Annotated in this window: 19 protein-coding genes, 1 tRNA gene and 3 pseudogenes; 16 read left to right on the forward strand and 7 right to left on the reverse strand. The window is 52.8% G+C overall.

Translation table 11 applies throughout. The annotated features are described in order from the left end of the window. Nucleotides 1-12: 12 nt before the first annotated feature. Nucleotides 13-1,111 (forward strand): peptide chain release factor 2 gene (gene prfB, locus NL510_RS05105; RefSeq protein WP_253382152.1). Its coding sequence is split into 2 segments (ribosomal slippage): nucleotides 13-87 and nucleotides 89-1,111, totalling 1,098 coding nucleotides; the frame shifts between segments, so codons are not numbered across the junction. A gap of 9 nt (nucleotides 1,112-1,120) precedes the next feature. Further along, the gene (gene lysS, locus NL510_RS05110) at nucleotides 1,121-2,638 is read left to right on the forward strand and encodes a lysine--tRNA ligase (protein ID WP_253382154.1); all 1,518 of its coding nucleotides are present in this window, start codon (nucleotides 1,121-1,123) and stop codon (nucleotides 2,636-2,638) included. A 50-nt stretch (nucleotides 2,639-2,688) separates the two neighbouring features. Here lysS and idi read toward each other — a convergent pair whose 3' ends face one another. Next, entirely contained in the window at nucleotides 2,689-3,231 is a 543-nt protein-coding gene (idi, locus tag NL510_RS05115) for an isopentenyl-diphosphate Delta-isomerase (RefSeq protein WP_253382156.1), read from the reverse strand. A gap of 158 nt (nucleotides 3,232-3,389) precedes the next feature. On the opposite strand from idi, the gene actS reads away from it, so the two are divergent. The 6 genes and pseudogenes from actS (at nucleotide 3,390) to NL510_RS05145 (ending at nucleotide 7,505) form a co-directional block, all read left to right on the forward strand. After that, the gene (gene actS, locus NL510_RS05120; RefSeq protein ID WP_253382158.1) at nucleotides 3,390-4,133 is read left to right on the forward strand and encodes an amidase activator ActS; all 744 of its coding nucleotides are present in this window, start codon (nucleotides 3,390-3,392) and stop codon (nucleotides 4,131-4,133) included. Between the two features lie 80 nt (nucleotides 4,134-4,213). Next, nucleotides 4,214-4,287: transfer RNA gene (locus NL510_RS05125), tRNA-Gly, on the forward strand. A gap of 446 nt (nucleotides 4,288-4,733) precedes the next feature. Next, nucleotides 4,734-5,305 (forward strand): annotated as a pseudogene (locus NL510_RS05130) (transposase family protein); the annotation flags it as partial. Next, on the forward strand, nucleotides 5,268-5,417 hold the full coding sequence (locus NL510_RS05135) for a hypothetical protein (protein ID WP_253385080.1): 150 nt from the start codon (nucleotides 5,268-5,270) through the stop codon (nucleotides 5,415-5,417). The pseudogene NL510_RS05130 and the gene NL510_RS05135, both read left to right, overlap by 38 nt. 227 nt (nucleotides 5,418-5,644) lie before the next feature. Then, entirely contained in the window at nucleotides 5,645-7,069 is a 1,425-nt protein-coding gene (locus tag NL510_RS05140; protein ID WP_253382160.1) for a hypothetical protein, read from the forward strand. Further along, a complete protein-coding gene (locus NL510_RS05145) occupies nucleotides 7,035-7,505 on the forward strand; it encodes an RHS domain-containing protein (RefSeq protein ID WP_253382162.1) in 471 nt (156 codons plus the stop codon). Before NL510_RS05140 ends, NL510_RS05145 begins: the two co-directional genes overlap by 35 nt. Here NL510_RS05145 and NL510_RS05150 read toward each other — a convergent pair. The 3 genes and pseudogenes from NL510_RS05150 to NL510_RS05160 form a co-directional block, all read right to left on the reverse strand. Then, nucleotides 7,502-8,378, reverse strand: a pseudogene (locus tag NL510_RS05150) (IS5 family transposase). The gene NL510_RS05145 and the pseudogene NL510_RS05150 overlap by 4 nt on opposite strands. 61 nt (nucleotides 8,379-8,439) lie before the next feature. Continuing rightward, a pseudogene (locus tag NL510_RS05155) lies at nucleotides 8,440-8,613 on the reverse strand (IS256 family transposase); the annotation flags it as partial. A gap of 56 nt (nucleotides 8,614-8,669) precedes the next feature. After that, nucleotides 8,670-8,864 carry a hypothetical protein gene (locus tag NL510_RS05160; RefSeq protein WP_253382164.1) on the reverse strand — a complete coding sequence of 65 codons (195 nt, stop codon included), beginning with the start codon at nucleotides 8,862-8,864 and terminating at the stop codon, nucleotides 8,670-8,672. Between the two features lie 140 nt (nucleotides 8,865-9,004). Between NL510_RS05160 and yjdI the strand changes: the two genes are divergently transcribed. Beyond that, the gene (yjdI, locus tag NL510_RS05165) at nucleotides 9,005-9,235 is read left to right on the forward strand and encodes a 4Fe-4S mono-cluster protein YjdI (RefSeq protein WP_253382166.1); all 231 of its coding nucleotides are present in this window, start codon (nucleotides 9,005-9,007) and stop codon (nucleotides 9,233-9,235) included. A gap of 10 nt (nucleotides 9,236-9,245) precedes the next feature. Then, entirely contained in the window at nucleotides 9,246-9,518 is a 273-nt protein-coding gene (locus NL510_RS05170) for a GNAT family N-acetyltransferase (protein ID WP_253382168.1), read from the forward strand. Nucleotides 9,519-9,553: 35 nt separating this feature from the next. Here NL510_RS05170 and NL510_RS05175 read toward each other — a convergent pair whose 3' ends face one another. Beyond that, nucleotides 9,554-10,783: an amino acid permease gene (locus NL510_RS05175; RefSeq protein ID WP_253382170.1), complete on the reverse strand. Its 1,230-nt coding sequence runs from the start codon at nucleotides 10,781-10,783 to the stop codon at nucleotides 9,554-9,556. 119 nt (nucleotides 10,784-10,902) lie between these two features. Beyond that, on the reverse strand, nucleotides 10,903-11,364 hold the full coding sequence (locus tag NL510_RS05180) for a multidrug/biocide efflux PACE transporter (RefSeq protein WP_253382172.1): 462 nt from the start codon (nucleotides 11,362-11,364) through the stop codon (nucleotides 10,903-10,905). Nucleotides 11,365-11,465: 101 nt separating this feature from the next. On the opposite strand from NL510_RS05180, the gene NL510_RS05185 reads away from it, so the two are divergent. The 3 genes from NL510_RS05185 to NL510_RS05195 all read left to right on the forward strand — a co-directional run bounded on the left by NL510_RS05185 (nucleotide 11,466) and on the right by NL510_RS05195 (nucleotide 14,607). Continuing rightward, nucleotides 11,466-12,332 (forward strand): LysR family transcriptional regulator, encoded by an 867-nt coding sequence (locus NL510_RS05185; RefSeq protein ID WP_253382173.1) that lies wholly within the window; start codon nucleotides 11,466-11,468, stop codon nucleotides 12,330-12,332. 92 nt (nucleotides 12,333-12,424) lie between these two features. Further along, on the forward strand, nucleotides 12,425-13,603 hold the full coding sequence (locus tag NL510_RS05190; protein WP_253382176.1) for an acetyl-CoA C-acetyltransferase: 1,179 nt from the start codon (nucleotides 12,425-12,427) through the stop codon (nucleotides 13,601-13,603). Nucleotides 13,604-13,923: 320 nt separating this feature from the next. Then, nucleotides 13,924-14,607: an oligogalacturonate-specific porin KdgM family protein gene (locus NL510_RS05195; protein WP_253382178.1), complete on the forward strand. Its 684-nt coding sequence runs from the start codon at nucleotides 13,924-13,926 to the stop codon at nucleotides 14,605-14,607. 127 nt (nucleotides 14,608-14,734) lie between these two features. On the opposite strand, the gene NL510_RS05200 is transcribed toward NL510_RS05195, so the two are convergent. Further along, on the reverse strand, nucleotides 14,735-15,910 hold the full coding sequence (locus NL510_RS05200) for an oligogalacturonate lyase family protein (protein ID WP_253382180.1): 1,176 nt from the start codon (nucleotides 15,908-15,910) through the stop codon (nucleotides 14,735-14,737). 297 nt (nucleotides 15,911-16,207) lie between these two features. Here NL510_RS05200 and kduI point away from each other — a divergent pair, with 297 nt between their 5' ends. The 3 genes from kduI (at nucleotide 16,208) to araE (ending at nucleotide 19,595) form a co-directional block, all read left to right on the forward strand. After that, nucleotides 16,208-17,044, forward strand: a complete 837-nt coding sequence (gene kduI / locus NL510_RS05205; protein WP_253382182.1) for a 5-dehydro-4-deoxy-D-glucuronate isomerase — start codon at nucleotides 16,208-16,210, stop codon at nucleotides 17,042-17,044. Nucleotides 17,045-17,107: 63 nt separating this feature from the next. After that, nucleotides 17,108-17,869: a 2-dehydro-3-deoxy-D-gluconate 5-dehydrogenase KduD gene (gene kduD / locus NL510_RS05210; protein WP_253382184.1), complete on the forward strand. Its 762-nt coding sequence runs from the start codon at nucleotides 17,108-17,110 to the stop codon at nucleotides 17,867-17,869. A 310-nt stretch (nucleotides 17,870-18,179) separates the two neighbouring features. Continuing rightward, entirely contained in the window at nucleotides 18,180-19,595 is a 1,416-nt protein-coding gene (araE, locus tag NL510_RS05215) for an arabinose-proton symporter AraE (protein WP_253382186.1), read from the forward strand. Nucleotides 19,596-19,636 lie beyond the last annotated feature (41 nt).

A 19,636-nucleotide genomic window follows, 5' to 3' on the forward strand; every position in this document is an offset into this window, starting at 1 on the left:
AGAAAACAGGCCATGTTTGAAATTAATCCGGTAAAAAACCGCATTCAGGACCTCACGGAGCGCTCTGACGTTCTTAGGGGGTATCTTTGACTACGATGCCAAGAAAGAGCGTCTTGAAGAAGTAAACGCCGAGCTGGAACAGCCGGACGTCTGGAACGAGCCTGAACGCGCGCAGGCGCTGGGTAAAGAGCGTTCCTCTCTCGAAGCCATTGTAGATACCCTCGACCAAATGTCACAGGGGCTGGAAGATGTCTCTGGTCTGTTAGAGCTGGCTGTCGAAGCTAACGACGAAGAAACCTTTAACGAAGCCGTGGCAGAACTCGACGTTCTTGAAGAGAAGCTGGCGCAGCTCGAGTTCCGTCGCATGTTCTCCGGTGAATATGATAGCGCCGACTGCTATCTCGATATACAGGCCGGTTCTGGCGGTACAGAAGCGCAGGACTGGGCGAGCATGCTGGCGCGTATGTATTTGCGCTGGGCAGAAGCGCGCGGCTTCAAAACCGAGATCATCGAAGAGTCTGAAGGTGAAGTGGCGGGTATTAAGTCGATCACCATTAAGATTATCGGTGATTACGCTTACGGCTGGCTGCGTACCGAAACTGGCGTTCACCGTCTGGTGCGTAAGAGTCCATTTGATTCCGGCGGCCGCCGCCACACCTCCTTCAGCTCCGCGTTTGTCTACCCGGAAGTGAAAGACGATATTGATATCGAAATCAACCCGGCAGATCTGCGTATTGACGTTTATCGCGCCTCCGGTGCGGGTGGTCAGCACGTTAACCGTACGGAATCAGCGGTGCGTATTACTCACCTTCCTACGAATACAGTCACGCAGTGCCAGAACGACCGTTCCCAGCATAAGAACAAAGACCAGGCCATGAAGCAGATGAAAGCCAAGCTTTATGAACTGGAAATGCAGAAGAAAAATGCTGAGAAACAGGCGATGGAGGACAACAAGTCCGACATCGGTTGGGGCAGCCAGATCCGTTCTTACGTCCTTGATGACTCCCGCATTAAAGACTTGCGTACCGGGGTTGAAACCCGTAACACGCAGGCGGTGCTGGACGGCAGCCTGGACCAATTTATCGAAGCAAGTTTGAAAGCAGGGTTATGAGGAACCAACATGTCTGAACAACAAGCACAGGGCGCTGACGCGGTCGTCGATCTTAATAACGAACTGAAAACCCGCCGTGAGAAGCTGGCTGCGCTGCGCGAGCAGGGCGTGCCGTTCCCGAACGATTTTCGTCGCGATCGCACCTCAGACCAACTGCACGCAGACTTCGACGCTAAAGATAACGAAGAGCTGGAAGCGCTGAACATTGTCGTCTCTGTGGCTGGCCGCATGATGACCCGTCGTATTATGGGTAAAGCGTCCTTCGTCACGCTGCAGGATGTTGGTGGCCGTATTCAACTGTACGTCTCCCGTGACGATCTGCCGGAAGGCATCTACAACGAGCAGTTCAAGAAGTGGGACCTGGGCGATATCCTGGGAGCAAAAGGTAAACTGTTCAAAACCAAAACGGGTGAACTGTCTATCCACTGCACCGAGCTGCGTCTGCTGACTAAGGCCCTGCGCCCGCTGCCGGATAAATTCCACGGCCTGCAGGATCAGGAAGCGCGCTATCGCCAGCGCTACCTGGATCTTATCTCTAACGATGATTCTCGTAAGACTTTCAAGATTCGTTCTCAGATCATGGCCGGCATCCGCCAGTTCATGGTTAACCGCGACTTTATGGAAGTGGAAACCCCAATGATGCAGGTGATCCCTGGCGGCGCGTCTGCGCGTCCGTTTATCACCCATCATAATGCTCTGGATCTGGATATGTACCTGCGCATCGCGCCGGAACTGTACCTGAAGCGTCTGGTGGTCGGTGGTTTTGATCGTGTGTTTGAGATCAACCGTAACTTCCGTAATGAAGGCATCTCCGTGCGTCATAACCCAGAGTTCACCATGATGGAACTCTATATGGCGTATGCAGATTATCACGATCTGATCGAGCTGACCGAATCTCTGTTCCGTACCCTGGCGCAGGACATTCTGGGCTCCACCGAAGTGCCTTACGGTGAAGAGGTGTTCGACTTCGGTAAACCGTTCGTTAAGCTGACCATGCGCGAAGCGATCAAGAAATACCGTCCGCAAACCGAGATGGCCGATCTGGAAAAATTCGACTCTGCGAAAGCGCTCGCTGAAAGCATCGGTATCAAGGTTGAGAAGAGCTGGGGTCTGGGCCGCATCGTGACCGAGATTTTCGAAGAAGTGGCAGAAGCACACCTGATTCAGCCTACCTTCATCACCGAATATCCGGCAGAAGTGTCTCCACTGGCGCGTCGTAATGACGAGAACCCGGAAATCACCGATCGCTTTGAGTTCTTCATTGGCGGGCGTGAAATCGGAAACGGCTTTAGCGAGTTAAACGATGCAGAAGATCAGGCGCAGCGCTTCCAGGATCAGGTTAACGCTAAAGCAGCAGGCGACGACGAAGCCATGTTCTTCGACGAAGACTATGTCACTGCGCTGGAACACGGTCTGCCGCCAACTGCGGGACTGGGTATTGGTATCGATCGTATGGTTATGCTGTTCACTAACAGCCATACCATCCGTGATGTGATCCTCTTCCCGGCGATGCGTCCGGTGAAATAAGCCGTAAAGTTCTAAAAAAGCCCCGTGCGCTTATTATCGCCTGGGCTTTTTTATTGCCCTGCATAAGCTCTGAGCTTTTCGCGTGCGGTAGTGGCTTCCATCACCATCCACGGACTAAAGGCCCAGGGGGTGGCATCCAGCGCAAGAAATAATGCTTCCAGTTCAACCCACTGATGCTCCATCACTTCGTCGTCATTTATTATGATGTTGTTCGTAACGCGAGCTGCAAATACCGGGCAGATCTCGTTTTCGACAATGCCGGAAGGATCGGTTTTACGATAACGAAACTCCGGCGCAATGTTGGTGATAGCCGAAATTTCAGCCCCCACTTCGAAACGGCAGCGGCGGATAATCGCCTGTTCTATCTCTTCACCCGATTGTGGATGGCCGCAGACGGAGTTTGTCCATACGCCGGGCCAGGCTTTTTTGTTCAATGCGCGGCGGGTAATCAGACATTCGCCTTTGGCATTAAACAGCCAGGAAGAGAATGCCAGATGCAACGGGGTATGCGAGGTATGTGCGGCGTATTTTTCCTGAGTGCCAATCACCATTCCCTGGTCATTTACCAAAATAACGTGTTCTTGAATACTCATTCTTGCTCCAGTAACAACAATGCGGAGGGTTAAGCACCACCAGGATTATTATACAGCATTCTTATACGAACGGTTTGGCCTGCAGAGCGGAAAAGGCTGACCAGTAACAGCTCTGGCTGCTATCATAGTGCGCCATTCACGCTGACCGAGGATCTGTTTTGTTTGCAGGAAGCCTGACGAGAAACCCTGTTGTTGCCATTTTTTTCCTGATACTCACGCTGCTTCTGGCGGGATGCTCGGGAAGCAAATCTTCGGATATGGGCAGCTATTCCGGTGCGGTATATACCGTTAAGCGTGGCGATACGCTATACCGTATTTCGCGCGCGACGGGCACCAGCGTGAAGGATCTGGCGCGTCTTAATAATATTTCGCCGCCTTACACCATTGAGGTGGGGCAGAAGTTAAAGGTGAACGGCAGTGCTTCTTCCAGTAAAAAATCTGCCTCAAAAGGCAAGACCGCCAAAGTGACCCCTTCTTATACGGTGCCGCAGTCTTCATGGCCACCGGTTGGGCAGCGCTGCTGGATCTGGCCCGCCAGTGGTAAAGTGGTGGTGCCATATTCCCTGTCAGAAGGCGGCAATAAAGGTATTGATATCGCGGCGGCTCGCGGTACGCCAGTTTATGCATCCGGTGCCGGTAAAGTGGTTTACGTTGGCAACCAGCTACGCGGGTACGGTAATTTGATCATGATAAAACATGGGGAAGACTACATCACTGCCTATGCCCACAACGATACGATGTTGGTCAACAACGGGCAGAATGTGAAGGCCGGGCAGAAGATTGCGACTATGGGCAGCACCGGCACGGACTCGGTGAAACTGCATTTTCAGATTCGCTACAAGGCGACGGCTATCGATCCGCAGCGTTATCTTCCCGCCCACGGCAGCAAACCGAAGTGCTAAGTGGTTATTTAATCGCCATTTAGTTGCGAAGAGGCTTGTATGAAGAGGCGTAAGGTCTATAATGCCTTACGCACCTCAAAGCGGGCGTAGTTCAATGGTAGAACGAGAGCTTCCCAAGCTCTATACGAGGGTTCGATTCCCTTCGCCCGCTCCAGATCTCTCCCCTTGTTGCAAAACACCGCCAAAAATTTGCTTAATGTGTTTCGCTATCAACAACTTACTTAACATAAGTTGCCTGTGATCGTTCTACCATTGAACGACAATTTACCAACAAGAGGTACACTGTTAGTTGTCACGGATAGTTACTATGGAAGTAAGAGTATAACTATTCGGCGGCGGCAGTTGTAGCCCTCACACCGCGATAGCACAACGTGAAGGAAAAGCCCTAATCCGGGCATTGTCTCTTACACCAGACTGATTACACGCATTTAAGCCCGATGTGCGGTCTTGTGGCTGCGTAAACAGGTGAAAAGTGGCAAACGTACCTGCATACGATATGCAGGCTCTGCCAGCGCTTCGCTCACGCTCCGTAAGGTGCTCTTACCCAGCAATAGTGGACACGCGACTAAGTGAGTAAACTCTCAACCAGAGGTGACTCACATGACAAAACCAGCATCAACCACCAAAAAGCCACGCAAGCAGCACTCGCCTGAATTCCGTCAGGAAGCCCTTAAACTGGCTGAGCGTATCGGTATCGCCGCGGCAGCCCGCGAGCTCAGCCTCTCTATAACTGGCGCTGTAAACAGTAGCAACAGCTCTCATCCTCTGACCGCGAAAATGACTCGCCGCTGAAAATGCCCGTCTCAAACGCCAGCTGGCGGAACAAGCTGAGGAGCTGGCTATCCTCCAAAAGGCCGCGACATACTTTGCGAAGCGCCTGAAATGAAGTATGTCTTTATTGGAAACATCAGGCTGAGTTCAGCATCAAAGCCATGTGCCGTGTACTTCAGGTTGCCCTTAGCGGCTGGTACGTCTGGCATCAGCGTCGTCATCAGATAAACCGGCGTCAGGGGTTGCGGGCGAAAGCTTCACGGAGGTTCAGCCCGGTCAGTTACCGCGAACATGGCCTGCCGGCGTCTGAGAATCTGCTGAAGCAGAACTTTTACACCAGCGGCCCGAATCGGAAGTGGTCCGGTGACATTACGTACTGTGTGCCCGGCGTTCAGGGCTGGCATGGATGCCAAAATGAACCACGAGTCTGTCTGGAATATTGAACCGGTAACTCATGACGAGCGACCCGTCAATTCCACCGGGTGTGACGGTGGAGAACCTGAGCGGCAGTGACCTTCGGCATGCCCGCAGGGTGATGTAACCCGCTGACAACGGGGATTGAGGCGAGAATCACTAAGCCGAGATGATCCCCAGGGTTGAGTGCTGAAAGGCTGAAGAACATGAACCCGTTAATCCGCCTCTGTGGGTTGAAAACGTCACCACGGCCTACGTGATCTGACAGGTCGTGCAGAAGGAACTGGCAGTGATACGTAAGCACTGCCGGTCGAAAGTGTTTTGACATGTATGCGAAACACCGGGGCTGCAGCGTCTGTCACGCCCGCGTACAGCACCAGGTCAGCGAAGCTGTTGCGCCGGATGGCGGCGTAACACAGATGGAACAGGATATTCTGGGGCGTCTGCTGAGTGTCAAAGACCCGCCGGGCTTCACCACACAGTTCCGCCACAGTAAAGCCCATGCCGGGCCGCCGGGCAGCATGGAAGAAATCAGCCGCCCGGACGGCGTGCGCGAGCTGATGCTCCAGAACAGCGAGAAACTGCCGGAAAGTGTTACCGATGGCGAAAGTAAAACCACCCGCTATGAGTACGGCGCATTTGACCTGCTGACCGCTGTTGTGCGCCCCGATGGCGAACGGCTGGAGTGTCGTTACGATAAACTCACCCGCCTGACCGACATCATCAACGCTGAAGGCGAAAGTTACCGGCTGACGTATGACAAAGCCGGGCAGCTTGTCGCCGAAACCAATTTTACCGGGCGCACGCTGACCTACAACTATGATGCTGCCGGGCGCTGCACCCGCACCACCTTCCCGGACGGTACACACCTGAACCGCCGCTATAACGTGACCGACCAGGTGACGGATGAAGAGGTCACGCAGGGTAATAGTGACCGCATCCTCAGTGCCACCACCTTCCGGTACGATACGCTGTGTCGTCTGATAGAGGCGAAAAACGATGACGCCACTGTCACCTATGAATACGATGACGCCAGCCGGATAACAGCCGAAACCATTAATGGCAGACGGACGGAATACAGTCACGACGCTGAACTGGACACGGTGGCGCAGCGTACCACCGCAGGGATTACCGAACGCTTTACCCGTGGTCTTATGGGCGAACTCACTTCGTGGCAGATAGCTGACCATGCGCCGCTCATTTTTGAATATGACCTGCGTGGTCAGGAAATAGCGAGAAAAAGCGAAACCGGGTTTTACCAGACGCAGGGCTATACGCAGACGGGGATGCTGACCACACAGCGGGCTGGCAGCCAGGCAGAACCGGAGGCGAAACACAAAAACATTCAACGCCAGTGGCTGTACGACAAAGCATACAATCTGTCGATGATATCGGACTCGCTGCGGGGGACAATGGTCAACAGCGTGACGGCAAACGACCAGATAAGCCATGCCACCTGGACGGGCAGCAGTAATATGCCGATGAGTGAGGAACGCTTCCTCTACGACAAAAACCTGAATATCACCCGACGCCAGACCTGGGTGAACGAGGTGCCGGAGAGCGAGACACATCAGCAGCAACAGCATGGCCGGGTGGTGTCGCGGGAGCATAAAGGCTGGCGGCATCAGACACTCCGAATCAACCCGGAGACCGGCAAACCGGAGGAAGGGAAGTTTGTGAAGGTGGTGAATGCACACGGCATCACCTGGAAATACGATGTTAACCCGTCTGGTGGAGAAGCTGGTCGATAAAGGCGGTTACCGTCCGCTCACGTGGCGCTACCGCTGGGATGCCAGAAGCCAGCTAACCGGACTGGAAACACCGGAAGGCGAACGCCGGGAGTATAAATATGACCCGTTCGGCAGGCGAATCAGCAAGCGCTGCACCAGCCGGGATAAGCCTGGAACGGACTTTCACTGGAACGGCGACCAGTTGACAGAAGAAATCCCGGTTAACACCGATGGCACGCCGGATGAAGAAAATGCCACTCGCTGGATATATGAACCGGGCAGCTTCACGCCGCTGGCGCGCTATAAGAAAGGACAGCTGCATTATACCATCACGGATATGGTCGGGCGTATTCAGGAGTTGCTGACGGAAGACGGCACGATTGTCTGGCGGGGTAAGCAGCAGCTCTGGGGCCGGGAAGAAGGCCGGAACAAGGAAGATCTAGGCTGTGTCCCTTAATTATATAGTCGTTGATAAAAGAGCCGGATGCAGCCCAGCTTCACCATCGCCAGATAATTTCTCGCCGTTTTGTCGTAACGCGTCGCTATGCGACGGTATTCTTTCAGGCGACCAAAACATCGTTCAACAACGTTGCGATTGCGGTACGCATTACGATAGAGCTGTGAACGCCCATCCAATGCCATTTTCTCATTTGATTTTCGGGGAATGACTGCTTTTATACCTTTGCTTTTCAGTTCGTTGCGTAACGCATGCCCGGAGTACGCTTTGTCGGCCAGTACCGCATGACCACGGCGTTTCACGCTGCCGTTCTGGCGCTGAACACCAATACCGTCGAGAAGACGTTGCGCGAACTGGCTTTCGTGAGCCTGTCCGGGACTCAGCACTATGTTTAACGGGAGACCGTTTCCGTCTGTCGCCAGATGGATTTTGGTGCCAAAACCACCGCGAGAGCGACCCAGCCCATTATCTCCGGCGATATCGGGATGTTTTTTTGAGCCCCGGCAGCACATTTCAACGCCCGGATATTGCTGCCATCCAGCGCCGTAGCAGACCAGTCAACAAGATTGCTGGCATCAAGTAGCGAAAGCAACCTGTTGAAAATAATGTTAATAACACCTGATTTTGACCACCGGTTAAAGCGGTTATAAACCGTTTTCCATGGTCCATATCGTTCAGGTAAATCACGCCACGGAGCCACGGAGCCACGGACCCACGGAGCCACGGAGCCCCGGAACACAACACCCAGAACATACCGTTGATAATTTTTCGATGCTCAGCCCATGGGCGTCCGGCCCGTGGAGATACGGGTTCAGCAGGCAATAAAGGCTGGATGATAATCCATGCTTCATCAGGAAGGTCGTAGCGAGCCATAGTTCAATATGTTGTGGAAACAGACAGTTACTATAGCTCAAACGATTAAGGGACACAGCCTGGAGCCTTTTTTGGGTGCATTTTTTTCATGCCCCAGATGGTCAGTCAGCTCAGCATTGAGCGCTGTTTCGACGGTCAACTTCGTCAGCATACGAGAAAACTGGTTAAGATCAGCTTCGGTTTTAAGACCTTTAGCCAGTTCAGCCGCCAGCGCTTTGAGTTTCTTTTCGTCCATAATTTGCCTGTCTCCGTTGTTGGAGTGAACATATCAAAAACAGGCAGATACACAATTTAAATTACAGTCTTACCCTGCCCGTTGATGATTTTTGCGCCTGTTCCGTCAGGATAAACAACGTAATCCCCAACTCTTGCCCGATTAGCCTCGCTCCCGTCTTCAAGAGTAAATGAGTCGTTGGCGCTGGCGTTCTCAATCTTTCCACCGTTTTGGGTGAATGCTCCAGTGGTGGCAAAACGCCAAATTGCCATTATGAGCAGATGAATAGTGCTCTCTTTTACCTGCGCTTTGATGCTACTACTGGTGAAGCAGAACTCACTAAGGAACTGAATAACTGAAGGCGACCTGTGCTATAACCGTTTAGCAACATAATAACAACAGAGGCAAGGTCGTGGATAAAGAGCTACTGGACGCGGGTTACCGGGCCTACACCGGGGAAAAAATAGACGTCTACTTCAACACGGGGATCTGCAAGCATTCAGGAAACTGTGTACGCGGCAGCGCAAAGCTGTTCAACCTGAAACGCAAACCCTGGATAGTTGCGGATGAAGTGGATGTTGAAACGGTTGTACGTGTGATTGATACCTGCCCAAGCGGTGCGCTGAAGTATCGCCAAAAATAAGCGAGGAACCATGGATATTCTTGAAGGCCATAACGCGTTTTATGTCAACGATGCAGACGGAAAGCAGGTCGCGGAGATTGTCTTCGTGCCGACCGGCGAACATCTGAGCATTATTGAACACACCGATGTCGACGAGAGCCTGAAAGGGCAGGGTGTCGGCAAGCAGCTGGTGGCGAAAGTAGTAGAAAAAATGCGTGCTGAAAAGCGTAAAATTATCCCGCTGTGCCCGTTTGCGAAGCACGAGTTTGATAATACGCGGGAATATGACGATATTCGTGCGTAACGGTGGTGCCCGGCATTACACCGGGCACACAACACTTATCCTACAAACATTACCGACACGCACAGCACCCCGACGATTAACGTCAAAAGATTGCCGATAGAACGGTACGGTTTTAGGGATGGGATCAGGTACGTTGACAGCGTCGGCATGATGAACAGAATCATAGCGATAAGTGGCCCGCTGATGGCGTAAATCATCGAAATCGCATTCGGATTAATGCAGCAGACGATAAAGGTGATCAGCGACACGCCCAGAATCGAAATTGCGCGGTTAAATGCGCGGCTCTTCTTCACGCCTGCCTGGTTAAGCAACGTCTTTACAATCTCCGTTGCCCCCTCTATTACGCCAAAGTAGGTGCCGAGAAACGATTTCGACATCGCAATAATCGCCACGATAATCCCTGAAATGCCCAGCCATGCCGGGGACGAGGGCATCATCGACAGCGCTGACAGGATAGTTACCCCTTCCTCTTTCGCGGCCACAATGTACGACGGCGGAATAGAGAGCAGACAACTGAACACAAAGAACAGAACGCTCAGGCAGATGATCAGGTACGCCACCTTCATGATTTTTTTGCATTTACCCATGGCAGCGTCACCGTATTTCTCGCGACGATCGACGGCAAACGTCGAGATAATTGGGGTATGGCTAAAAGCAAAAACCATCACCGGAATCGAAATCCACACCTGGTGTAACGTATGCTGGTCGAAGGCCATCTGGCTGGTGAGCAGCGACGGCTGCCAGCTTCCGGTCAGATACAGCGAGACAAACAGGAAATAGGCGATCAGCGGAAATACCAAAAATCCCATCACCTTAATGGTGATATGACGTCCCGTCAGGAAGATCAGATTCAGCACCAGCACCACGGCGAAACTGACCAGCATGCGTACGCTGGTATCCACCGTCATGCGCTTCGCCAGCTGTTCGGTAAATGAGTTGGTGATCGCCACCGCGTAGATCAACACCACCACAAAAAAGGCGACGAAATAGAGCGTGGTGATCAGATTACCGATCTTCTTACCGTAGTAGTGAGTGACCGCGCCAGTGATCCCATCGTTACCTTTGGTTTTCGACGACAGAATAAAGTGCGCCAGGGCCCTGTGCGGCCAATAGGTTAAAGGGTAGGCCACAAGGGCGGTAATTAGCAGGACAATCGCGCCTGCAGAGCCAAGTTGTATGGGCAAGAACAGCGTTCCTGCGCCCACGGCGGTGCCATAGAGGGCGAAACTCCAGAGAGTCTCTTCTTTAGTCCAAATTTTCGACATTAGAGCAACGTATCAACTATAAAACCAACAAAAAGGAGTGCAATTTACCATAATTATCAGATGAAGACGCGGGTGCTTCGCAGGAAAATGGCCGGAACGGGCGTCCGGCCAGGGGGGGATTACCTTGCCAGGGCGCGTCGTTGCTGGCGGCGCTTAATAATTTTTTCGCGCAGGGTGTCGTATGCCCAGTTGTAGAACATGGTGTACGGCAGAAAGAAGAGGAAAAACCCAATTTCCAGCGTAAATGCCTGAAGCAGGGTGACGCCCAGTATGGCGGCGACAATCGTCACGCCGATCGCAATAAACCCGCATTCGAACCCCAGCGCGTGCAGGGCGCGTACTTTGGCGGTGCGTTTTACTCGCTGGACGGGCCAGAAACGGTCAAAGCCGAAGTTATAGATGATGTTCCACAGCATGGCCGTGGTGGCCAGAATTATCGTTAATCCGCCCATCTCAACCACCGAGCGCTGCATTAATACCGCCGCCGTTGGGGCGAGGATCGCCGTGGCTATCCCTTCAAAGCAGACAGCATGGAAGATCCGCTCCGGCAGTTTACGTTGGAGTGCATCCTGATGTTGCATAGTGACCTCGTTAATTCGCCGATATGGGCGTTGATGCGGCCTGATTTTATCGCTAAAGCTGATATATTAAAGATGGTATCCATCGATAAAGTAGATAGTTCATGCGCTATTCACCCGAAGCCCTCACCGCGTTTGTCGAGACCGTTGCGGCCGGTTCCTTTTCCGCTGCCGCACGCCGCCTGCGTAAAAGCCAGTCGACCATCAGTACCGCGATTGCAAATCTCGAAGCCGATCTGGGGTTTGAGCTTTTTGATCGTTCTGCGCGCCAGCCGGTACTTACCGTGCAGGGGGAGCAGGTGCTGGGATACGTGCAGTCGATCCTCGCCGCCAGCGCCCGGCTCGATGAACTTGCCGTGTCATTAACGGCGCAAACCGAAGCGCGTCTGACGTTTGTACTTTCTGATACGCTTAACCCGGACGTGCTGGAAGAGTTGTTAAAGCAGTTCGACCAGCGTTTCCCTCATACCGAATTTGAATGTTTGATAGGCGAAGAGGAGGACGTTATCGATCTGCTGCAGAAGGAGCGGGCGCAGATTGGGCTGACGGAGGCTCGCGGCGGTTATCCGACCGATATTGGCGCCACCCGGCTGCCAGTACAAACCCGTATGGCAATTTATGTCAGTGCGGATCACCCTCTGACCGGGCAACACGAAACCCAGGCGGATGAGCTGCACGGCTGGCGTGAGCTGAGGCTGAGCACGTATCTTGAACGTGAGGCCACGCTTGCGCGGGGGCCGGTCTGGTCAGCGCCTAATTACCTGTTACTCCTGAGTATGGCCGTGCAGGGATTTGGCTGGTGCGTATTACCCTGCGCGCTGGTGGACGAATTCGCCGCGGCGAAATCGCTGGTGCAACTGAAAGTTCCAGGCTGGCCGCGCGCGATCGGCATCGATCTGCTGTGGAATAAACGATCGCCCCCCGGCGTCGCCGGAAGCTGGCTGCGGCAGTATCTTCAGGATGCGCGCTAATCCTGTGACTAAACTCACTTTTTGTAAACAATTACATTAATTGTTGATAACAATCCTCTACTATCGACATGTCATTTAACGAAGAGGTCGTGATGAAAGATGTCGTTATAGTGGGTGCGTTGCGTACAGCTATCGGCTGTTTTCAGGGCGCGCTGGCGCGCCACTCGGCTGTTGATCTGGGTAGCGTGGTGGTTAAAGCGCTGGTGGAACGTAGCGGGATCGCAGCACATGAAATCGACGAGGTGATCCTGGGCCAGGTGCTGACGGCAGGCGCCGGACAAAACCCTGCCCGCCAGGCGGCGTTAAAAGGCGGTCTGCCTAACACTGTATCGGCTATTACCATCAACGACGTCTGTGGATCGGGTTTAAAGGCGCTGCATCTTGCTACTCAGGCCATTCAGTGTGGCGAGGCAGATGTCGTGATTGCTGGCGGGCAAGAGAACATGAGCCGTGCGCCGCATGTGCTGACCGACAGCCGTACCGGCGCGCAGCTGGGAAATAGCCAACTGCTCGACAGCCTGGTTCACGATGGCCTGTGGGATGCCTTCAATGACTACCATATGGGCGTAACGGCGGAAAACCTGGCGCGTGAGTACGGCATCAGCCGTGAATTGCAGGACGCCTGGGCGCTCAGCTCACAGCAAAAAGCGCGCGCCGCGATTGACTCCGGGCGTTTTCGCGACGAAATTGTGCCGGTCTGCGCTTTGCGTCAGAACGGTGAGGCTGTCACTGTAGACACCGATGAACAGCCGCGCACCGATGCCAGCGCAGAAGGTCTGGCTAAACTCGACCCGGCGTTTGAAGCGCTGGGGTCGGTCACGGCGGGGAATGCCTCTTCGATTAATGACGGCGCAGCCGCCGTGATGATGATGAGTGAAAGTAAAGCCCTTGAGCTGGGCCTTCCCGTGCTGGCACGTATTAAGGCCTTTGCCAGCGTGGGGGTTGATCCCGCGCTGATGGGAATTGCTCCGGTCTATGCGACCCGCCGCTGTCTGGAGCGGGCGGGCTGGCAACTGTCTGATGTCGATCTGATTGAAGTCAACGAAGCCTTTGCCGCGCAGGCGATCTCGGTCGGCAAAATGCTGGAGTGGGATCCGCAGCGGGTCAATGTGAACGGCGGTGCGATTGCGCTCGGCCATCCTATCGGCGCTTCCGGCTGCCGAATTCTGGTGTCGCTGGTCCACGAAATGAAAAAACGTAACGTTCGAAAGGGGATTGCCACACTCTGTATCGGCGGCGGTCAAGGCGTGGCGCTGGCGATTGAACGCTAAGTAGGGTCTCCTGAGCAATGAACAAACCTTCCACACGGGAGGTTTTTTTTGACAGCTTGAATTATATTCTTACGATTATCAGTTCAACCTCAAGTCTTCAATAATTATTACGCTTCAAATAATACTATTGCTAACCTTCTTAATGTGATCCACTCCCTGTAAATTCACCTTAAAAGCCCTTTTTTGTTGATGGGCTTCACGTCGATCTTTGCCAAAAAAAATGAAACAAATAATTACGATCTTTGTCACTAAAATAATGTTACATAAAAAATAAACTACAGTTCCATAAAAAAGAAACGTTATTTTAATTGAGGTTTTTTATGTTTAAGACATCTCTGGCTCTGGTATCTCTTATTGGCGCATCTTTCGCAGCCCATGCTGTCACTATCGACCTGCGTCATGAATACATCGATAACGGCTCGAACGCAGACCGCGTCTCGGTCTCGCACCGCTTTGCTAACGGCCTGGGTTTTTCTGTGGAAGCGAAATGGAAATCAGGCGGCGATAAAGCCGATCAGCCGTTTGCAGATGTGGTGGGTAATGGCCACGAAGACCAGATTAGCTGGCGCTGGAAGGCCACGGACAATATTGCATTGATGCCAGCATTAACGCTTGAAAGTAATGACAGTCGCACCATTTATAAACCGAACCTGCACGCGCAATATAGCTTTAATAATGGTTTCTACGTAGCAGCGCGTTACCGTTATGAATATACCCGCTACCCGTCAAGCTCGAATAAAGAAGATGATAAAGTCAACCGCGGTGACGCGTGGGTAGGTTGGGTATTAGGTGACTGGCGTACCGAGTTAAACTACGTATACGCGAAAAGTTCAGAAGGAACGATCCGTAATAACAACAAAGATTATTCTAACGAATATAACGCCAAACTGGCCTATAAATGGGATAAAAACTGGGCGCCGTATGTTGAAGTGGGTAACGTCGGCGTGAAAGAAACCGATGAACGCCAGACCCGTTTCCGGTTAGGCGTTGCATACTCCTTCTGATGACTACTACGCCGTATTTACGGACAAAAGATCGGCTTCGTGTGAGCCGGTTTTTTTGTGCCCAGAAAAGGTCCTAAAAAAAAGCCCTCCGGGTGGGAGGGCAAGGCCAGTTACAGAAACACTTACATCATGCATGAAACATGTCGGGTTGCTCGGGGAGTTTCGCGATATAGAGGGCCGGTTTGCCGTCTTTATCGGAACTGTACAGAACCGCTTTCTCATCCGGAGTAAAGGAGGGATGAGGATGCGTAACCTGGCGGCTGTTGGCGACCGTCGCCCAGGAGGTATCATGACGCGCGATGCAAAACCAGGATTTTTTCGCCACGTCAAAGGCATACAGATACGGATCGTTATCGATGGTGTAACCGCGGGTATCTTTTACATCAACCGGCGTCCCGGAGCCGTCGCCCACCAGCAGCGTGCCGTCAAAGTTACTCATCAGATGCGAACAGGCCGGCATTTGCATCAACGTCTCGTTAAGACCGGTATCCGGATTAAAGCGGGAAATGGTGCGACCCTGCTGACCTTTCAGGTAGGAGACATACACCAGCGCAGAGCCATTCGGCACCCAGAACTCGTGCGTGCAGCTTTCACCTTCCGCATGGTCCTTCACTTTGCGCACGTTACTGCCGTCTTCGTTGACCAGCCACATGCGGGCATCGACAAGATCGTGTGGTCCTTCATGGCAGAACGCCACGGTCTGGTCGTCAAATGGACGATAGATAGGATGACCCAGCCAGTTTTTCTCTTCGTGGATAGTTGAGCTGGCACCCGTTTTGAGATCGACACGCAGCAGACGGCAGTGCGGCCCTTTGTGGAAAAAGTCGTGGAAAATTTTCCAGTCGTTTAGCGGCGTCCAGTCACTTTTCGCAATTTCGATGCCGACCAGCTTGGTGCAGTCGCTATTGGCAACCCAGGTCCCGTAACCCACCCACTCATCAGAGACGCGATAGACTTCGCGTTCGACCAGAGTCTGTAAATCCACCTCCAGCAGCGTGCGATCGTTTTTCACATAGTAGAAGGATTTATCATCCGGAGAGAGGAATCCGCCAAAGGTATTATCGCCAGCGCCTTCGGTTAACTGCACGGCTTGTGCGTTCTTTAGATCCAGCAGGTAATAGTTCCAGTGACCGTCGAACTCTCCCGCGAACAGCAGGTGGCTGCCATCGTTAAAAAAGCATTTCTGGTAGAAGTAGTTGCGATGGCAGGTGACTTCCGGCGGGGTCAGGCGGGTGACTTCCACGCCTGTATCCGGATCGCGGCTGACCTCATAGTTCAGCTTAACCCGCATACCTTTAGCCATAGTGCCCTCCTTTGTAGTAAAGATGAGTTAAAAACCGGGTTACAAATTATCAAAACATCGTTTCAGTTTGTGTGACTGAAGGCGCAATTTCTGAGAATCATTGATGAGGATTATGTCGTCCTCGCATTATCGTGATCGGAACACCATTTCCGGCATTAATATGCAGAAAAAGTGAAACGTTGTTTTAAATGTAATTGAAATACGCAATATCAGCGGATATTATGTACTCATCAAGAAAACGGAACGTCGTTTCGTTAATTATCTTTGCCTTAGGCACGATCAATTCTGGAGGTTACCGTGGAGGTCAGACAAAGCATCCACAGTGCGCACGCCAAAATGCTGGATACTCAGGGGCTGCGTAATGAGTTTTTAGTCGAGCAGGTGTTCGACGCCGACAAATACACCATGGTTTACAGCCACATTGACCGCATCATTGTGGGCGGAATTATGCCGGTGGCAAAAACCGTCTGTGTAGGCGGTGAAGTGGGTAAACAACTGGGCGTGAGCTATTTCCTGGAACGACGCGAGCTGGGTGTCATCAACATAGGCGGTCCTGGCACTGTTACCGTGGACGGGCAGTGCTACGAAATCGGCCATCGCGATGCGTTATATGTGGGAAAAGGCGCTAAAGAGGTGGTTTTTGCCAGCATCGACGCCAGCCAACCGGCGAAGTTCTACTATAACTGCGCGCCAGCACACACCACCTATCCCACCAAAAAAGTGACGCCAGCAGACGTTTCCCCCGTGACGTTAGGTGACAACCTCACCAGCAATCGTCGTACCATCAATAAATATTTTGTTCCGGATGTGCTGGAGACGTGCCAGCTCAGCATGGGGCTGACCGAGCTGGCCCCGGGCAACCTGTGGAACACCATGCCGTGCCACACCCACGAGCGCCGCATGGAAGTCTATTTCTACTTCAACATGGATGAGGACGCCTGCGTGTTCCACATGATGGGGCAGCCGCAGGAAACCCGCCATATCGTGATGCACAACGAGCAGGCGGTAATTTCTCCGAGCTGGTCTATCCATTCAGGCGTCGGTACCAAAGCCTATACCTTTATCTGGGGTATGGTCGGTGAAAACCAGGTCTTTGATGACATGGACCACGTCGCGGTTAAAGATCTGCGCTAGTCGCGGGCAGTTAAGCATAAACCTGCCTGTTAGCGACAGGCGCTGAAAGATTAAGGATTAAACATGATTCTGGATACATTTTCTCTGCAAGGCAAAGTGGCTGTCGTTTCCGGTTGTGATACCGGTCTGGGCCAGGGCATGGCGTTGGGTCTGGCGGAAGCGGGCTGCGATATCGTCGGCATTAACATTGTTGAACCTACTGAAACCATTGAGCGCGTAACCGCACTGGGCCGCCGTTTCCTGAGCCTGACCGCTGACCTGCGTAAAATCGATGCTATCCCAGAGCTGCTGGATCGCGCGGTGGCGGAGTTCGGCCATATCGATATTCTGGTTAACAACGCCGGTTTGATCCGCCGTGAAGACGCTATTAACTTCAGCGAGCGTGACTGGGACGACGTTATGAACCTGAACATCAAGAGCGTGTTCTTTATGTCCCAGGCCGCGGCGAAGCACTTCATCGCTCAGGGTAAAGGCGGCAAGATCATTAACATCGCGTCTATGCTCTCCTTCCAGGGCGGCATCCGCGTTCCGTCTTACACCGCATCAAAAAGCGCGGTGATGGGCGTAACCCGTCTGCTGGCGAACGAATGGGCGCAGCACAACATCAACGTCAACGCGATTGCGCCGGGGTACATGGCGACCAACAATACTCAGCAATTGCGTGCTGATGAAGAACGCAGCGCCGCCATTCTTGAGCGTATCCCGGCGGGGCGTTGGGGTCTGCCGAGCGACCTGATGGGGCCGATTGTGTTCCTGGCATCGCCTGCATCTGACTACGTCAACGGCTACACCGTGGCGGTTGACGGCGGCTGGCTGGCGCGCTAGTCCGTCCTCATGACATCACCTCTGCCTGCGGGCGGGGGTTTTTTGCTCAAAAAATGTCAAAGTCCATATTCATAAAGATGGAAAATCCATACCTAAAAATCATAAATGACGGCCATCACAGTTTAATTGCTTTAAAAGCAATGTATTAATCAAAAGAGGTGATTATTAACTATAAGTTGAAATTGTAATGTCCATCACATAACGCTATCTCGCAGTGAAATAATCCATATCTTCACCCGTTCCGGCCTGTCACTTTTCCTCGCTATCTCGTAATTTCAGTTAACGAATGTTGCTGTTCAGGCAGAAAACCATGACATCTATAAATGATTCTACCCTCATGCCCCGCGCATTGCGCGATACCCGCCGTATGAACCAGTTTGTCTCTATCTCGGCCGCCGTCGCCGGTTTATTGTTCGGTCTGGATATCGGCGTCATTGCCGGGGCGCTACCGTTCATTACCGATCACTTTACGTTGAGTAACCGCCTGCAGGAGTGGGTGGTGAGCAGCATGATGCTCGGGGCGGCCATTGGTGCGCTGTTCAACGGCTGGCTCTCGTTCCGCCTCGGGCGCAAATACAGCCTGATGGTGGGCGCTATCCTTTTTGTCGCAGGCTCGGTTGGTTCTGCGTGTGCCAGCAACGTTGAAGTATTATTGCTTTCCCGCGTGCTGCTCGGTGTGGCGGTGGGGATAGCCTCCTATACCGCACCGTTATATCTCTCCGAAATGGCGAGCGAGAATGTGCGTGGCAAGATGATCAGTATGTATCAACTGATGGTGACGCTCGGCATCGTGCTGGCGTTTTTATCCGATACCTATTTTAGCTACAGCGGCAACTGGCGGGCGATGCTTGGCGTGCTGGCGCTGCCCGCGCTGTTGCTGATTGTGCTGGTGATTTTTCTGCCGAACAGCCCGCGTTGGCTGGCGCAAAAGGGCCGTCACGTTGAAGCGGAAGAGGTGCTGCGTATGCTGCGCGATACTTCGGAAAAAGCGCGTGAAGAACTGAACGAAATCCGTGAAAGCCTTAAGCTGAAGCAGGGCGGCTGGACGCTGTTTAAGATCAACCGCAATGTGCGTCGTGCGGTATTCCTCGGCATGTTGCTACAGGCGATGCAGCAGTTTACCGGCATGAACATCATCATGTATTACGCCCCGCGCATCTTCAAAATGGCCGGATTTACCACCACCGAACAGCAGATGATCGCCACGCTGGTGGTTGGGCTAACCTTTATGTTCGCCACCTTTATTGCCGTGTTTACCGTGGATAAAGCCGGACGCAAACCCGCATTGAAGATTGGCTTTAGCGTGATGGCAATCGGTACGCTGATCCTCGGCTACTGCCTGATGCAGTTTGATAACGGTACGGCATCAAGCGGGCTGTCATGGCTCTCTGTCGGCATGACTATGATGTGTATCGCTGGCTATGCAATGAGCGCAGCGCCGGTGGTATGGATCTTGTGCTCTGAAATTCAGCCGCTGAAATGCCGTGACTTCGGCATTACCTGTTCCACCACCACTAACTGGGTGTCAAACATGATAATTGGCGCGACCTTCCTGACGCTGCTGGATTCGATTGGCGCAGCCGGAACATTCTGGCTCTACACGGTGCTAAACGTGGCGTTCATCGGCGTGACATTCTGGCTTATTCCAGAAACTAAAGGCGTGACGCTGGAACATATTGAACGCAAGCTGATGGCAGGGGAGAAGTTAAGGGACATTGGTGTGTAGTTTCACATCACCCCTGACCCGAATCCTCTCCCTTCCAGGGG

The sequence above is a fragment of the unidentified bacterial endosymbiont genome (assembly GCF_918797525.1).
Lineage (GTDB): Bacteria > Pseudomonadota > Gammaproteobacteria > Enterobacterales > Enterobacteriaceae > Enterobacter.

Bases quoted from the DNA above. Each gene is read 5' to 3' on its own strand.
- NL510_RS05145 (WP_253382162.1), top strand. From the start codon at position 7,035: ATGTTAACCCGTCTGGTGGAGAAGCTGGTCGATAAAGGCGGTTACCGT.
- NL510_RS05170 (WP_253382168.1), top strand. From the start codon at position 9,246: ATGGATATTCTTGAAGGCCATAACGCGTTTTATGTCAACGATGCAGAC.
- NL510_RS05195 (WP_253382178.1), top strand. From the start codon at position 13,924: ATGTTTAAGACATCTCTGGCTCTGGTATCTCTTATTGGCGCATCTTTC.
- lysS (WP_253382154.1), top strand. From the start codon at position 1,121: ATGTCTGAACAACAAGCACAGGGCGCTGACGCGGTCGTCGATCTTAAT.
- NL510_RS05180 (WP_253382172.1), bottom strand. From the start codon at position 11,364: ATGCAACATCAGGATGCACTCCAACGTAAACTGCCGGAGCGGATCTTC.
- idi (WP_253382156.1), bottom strand. From the start codon at position 3,231: ATGAGTATTCAAGAACACGTTATTTTGGTAAATGACCAGGGAATGGTG.
- NL510_RS05190 (WP_253382176.1), top strand. From the start codon at position 12,425: ATGAAAGATGTCGTTATAGTGGGTGCGTTGCGTACAGCTATCGGCTGT.
- NL510_RS05175 (WP_253382170.1), bottom strand. From the start codon at position 10,783: ATGTCGAAAATTTGGACTAAAGAAGAGACTCTCTGGAGTTTCGCCCTC.
- NL510_RS05140 (WP_253382160.1), top strand. From the start codon at position 5,645: ATGTATGCGAAACACCGGGGCTGCAGCGTCTGTCACGCCCGCGTACAG.
- kduD (WP_253382184.1), top strand. From the start codon at position 17,108: ATGATTCTGGATACATTTTCTCTGCAAGGCAAAGTGGCTGTCGTTTCC.
- NL510_RS05200 (WP_253382180.1), bottom strand. From the start codon at position 15,910: ATGGCTAAAGGTATGCGGGTTAAGCTGAACTATGAGGTCAGCCGCGAT.
- NL510_RS05160 (WP_253382164.1), bottom strand. From the start codon at position 8,864: ATGGCAATTTGGCGTTTTGCCACCACTGGAGCATTCACCCAAAACGGT.
- NL510_RS05185 (WP_253382173.1), top strand. From the start codon at position 11,466: ATGCGCTATTCACCCGAAGCCCTCACCGCGTTTGTCGAGACCGTTGCG.
- araE (WP_253382186.1), top strand. From the start codon at position 18,180: ATGACATCTATAAATGATTCTACCCTCATGCCCCGCGCATTGCGCGAT.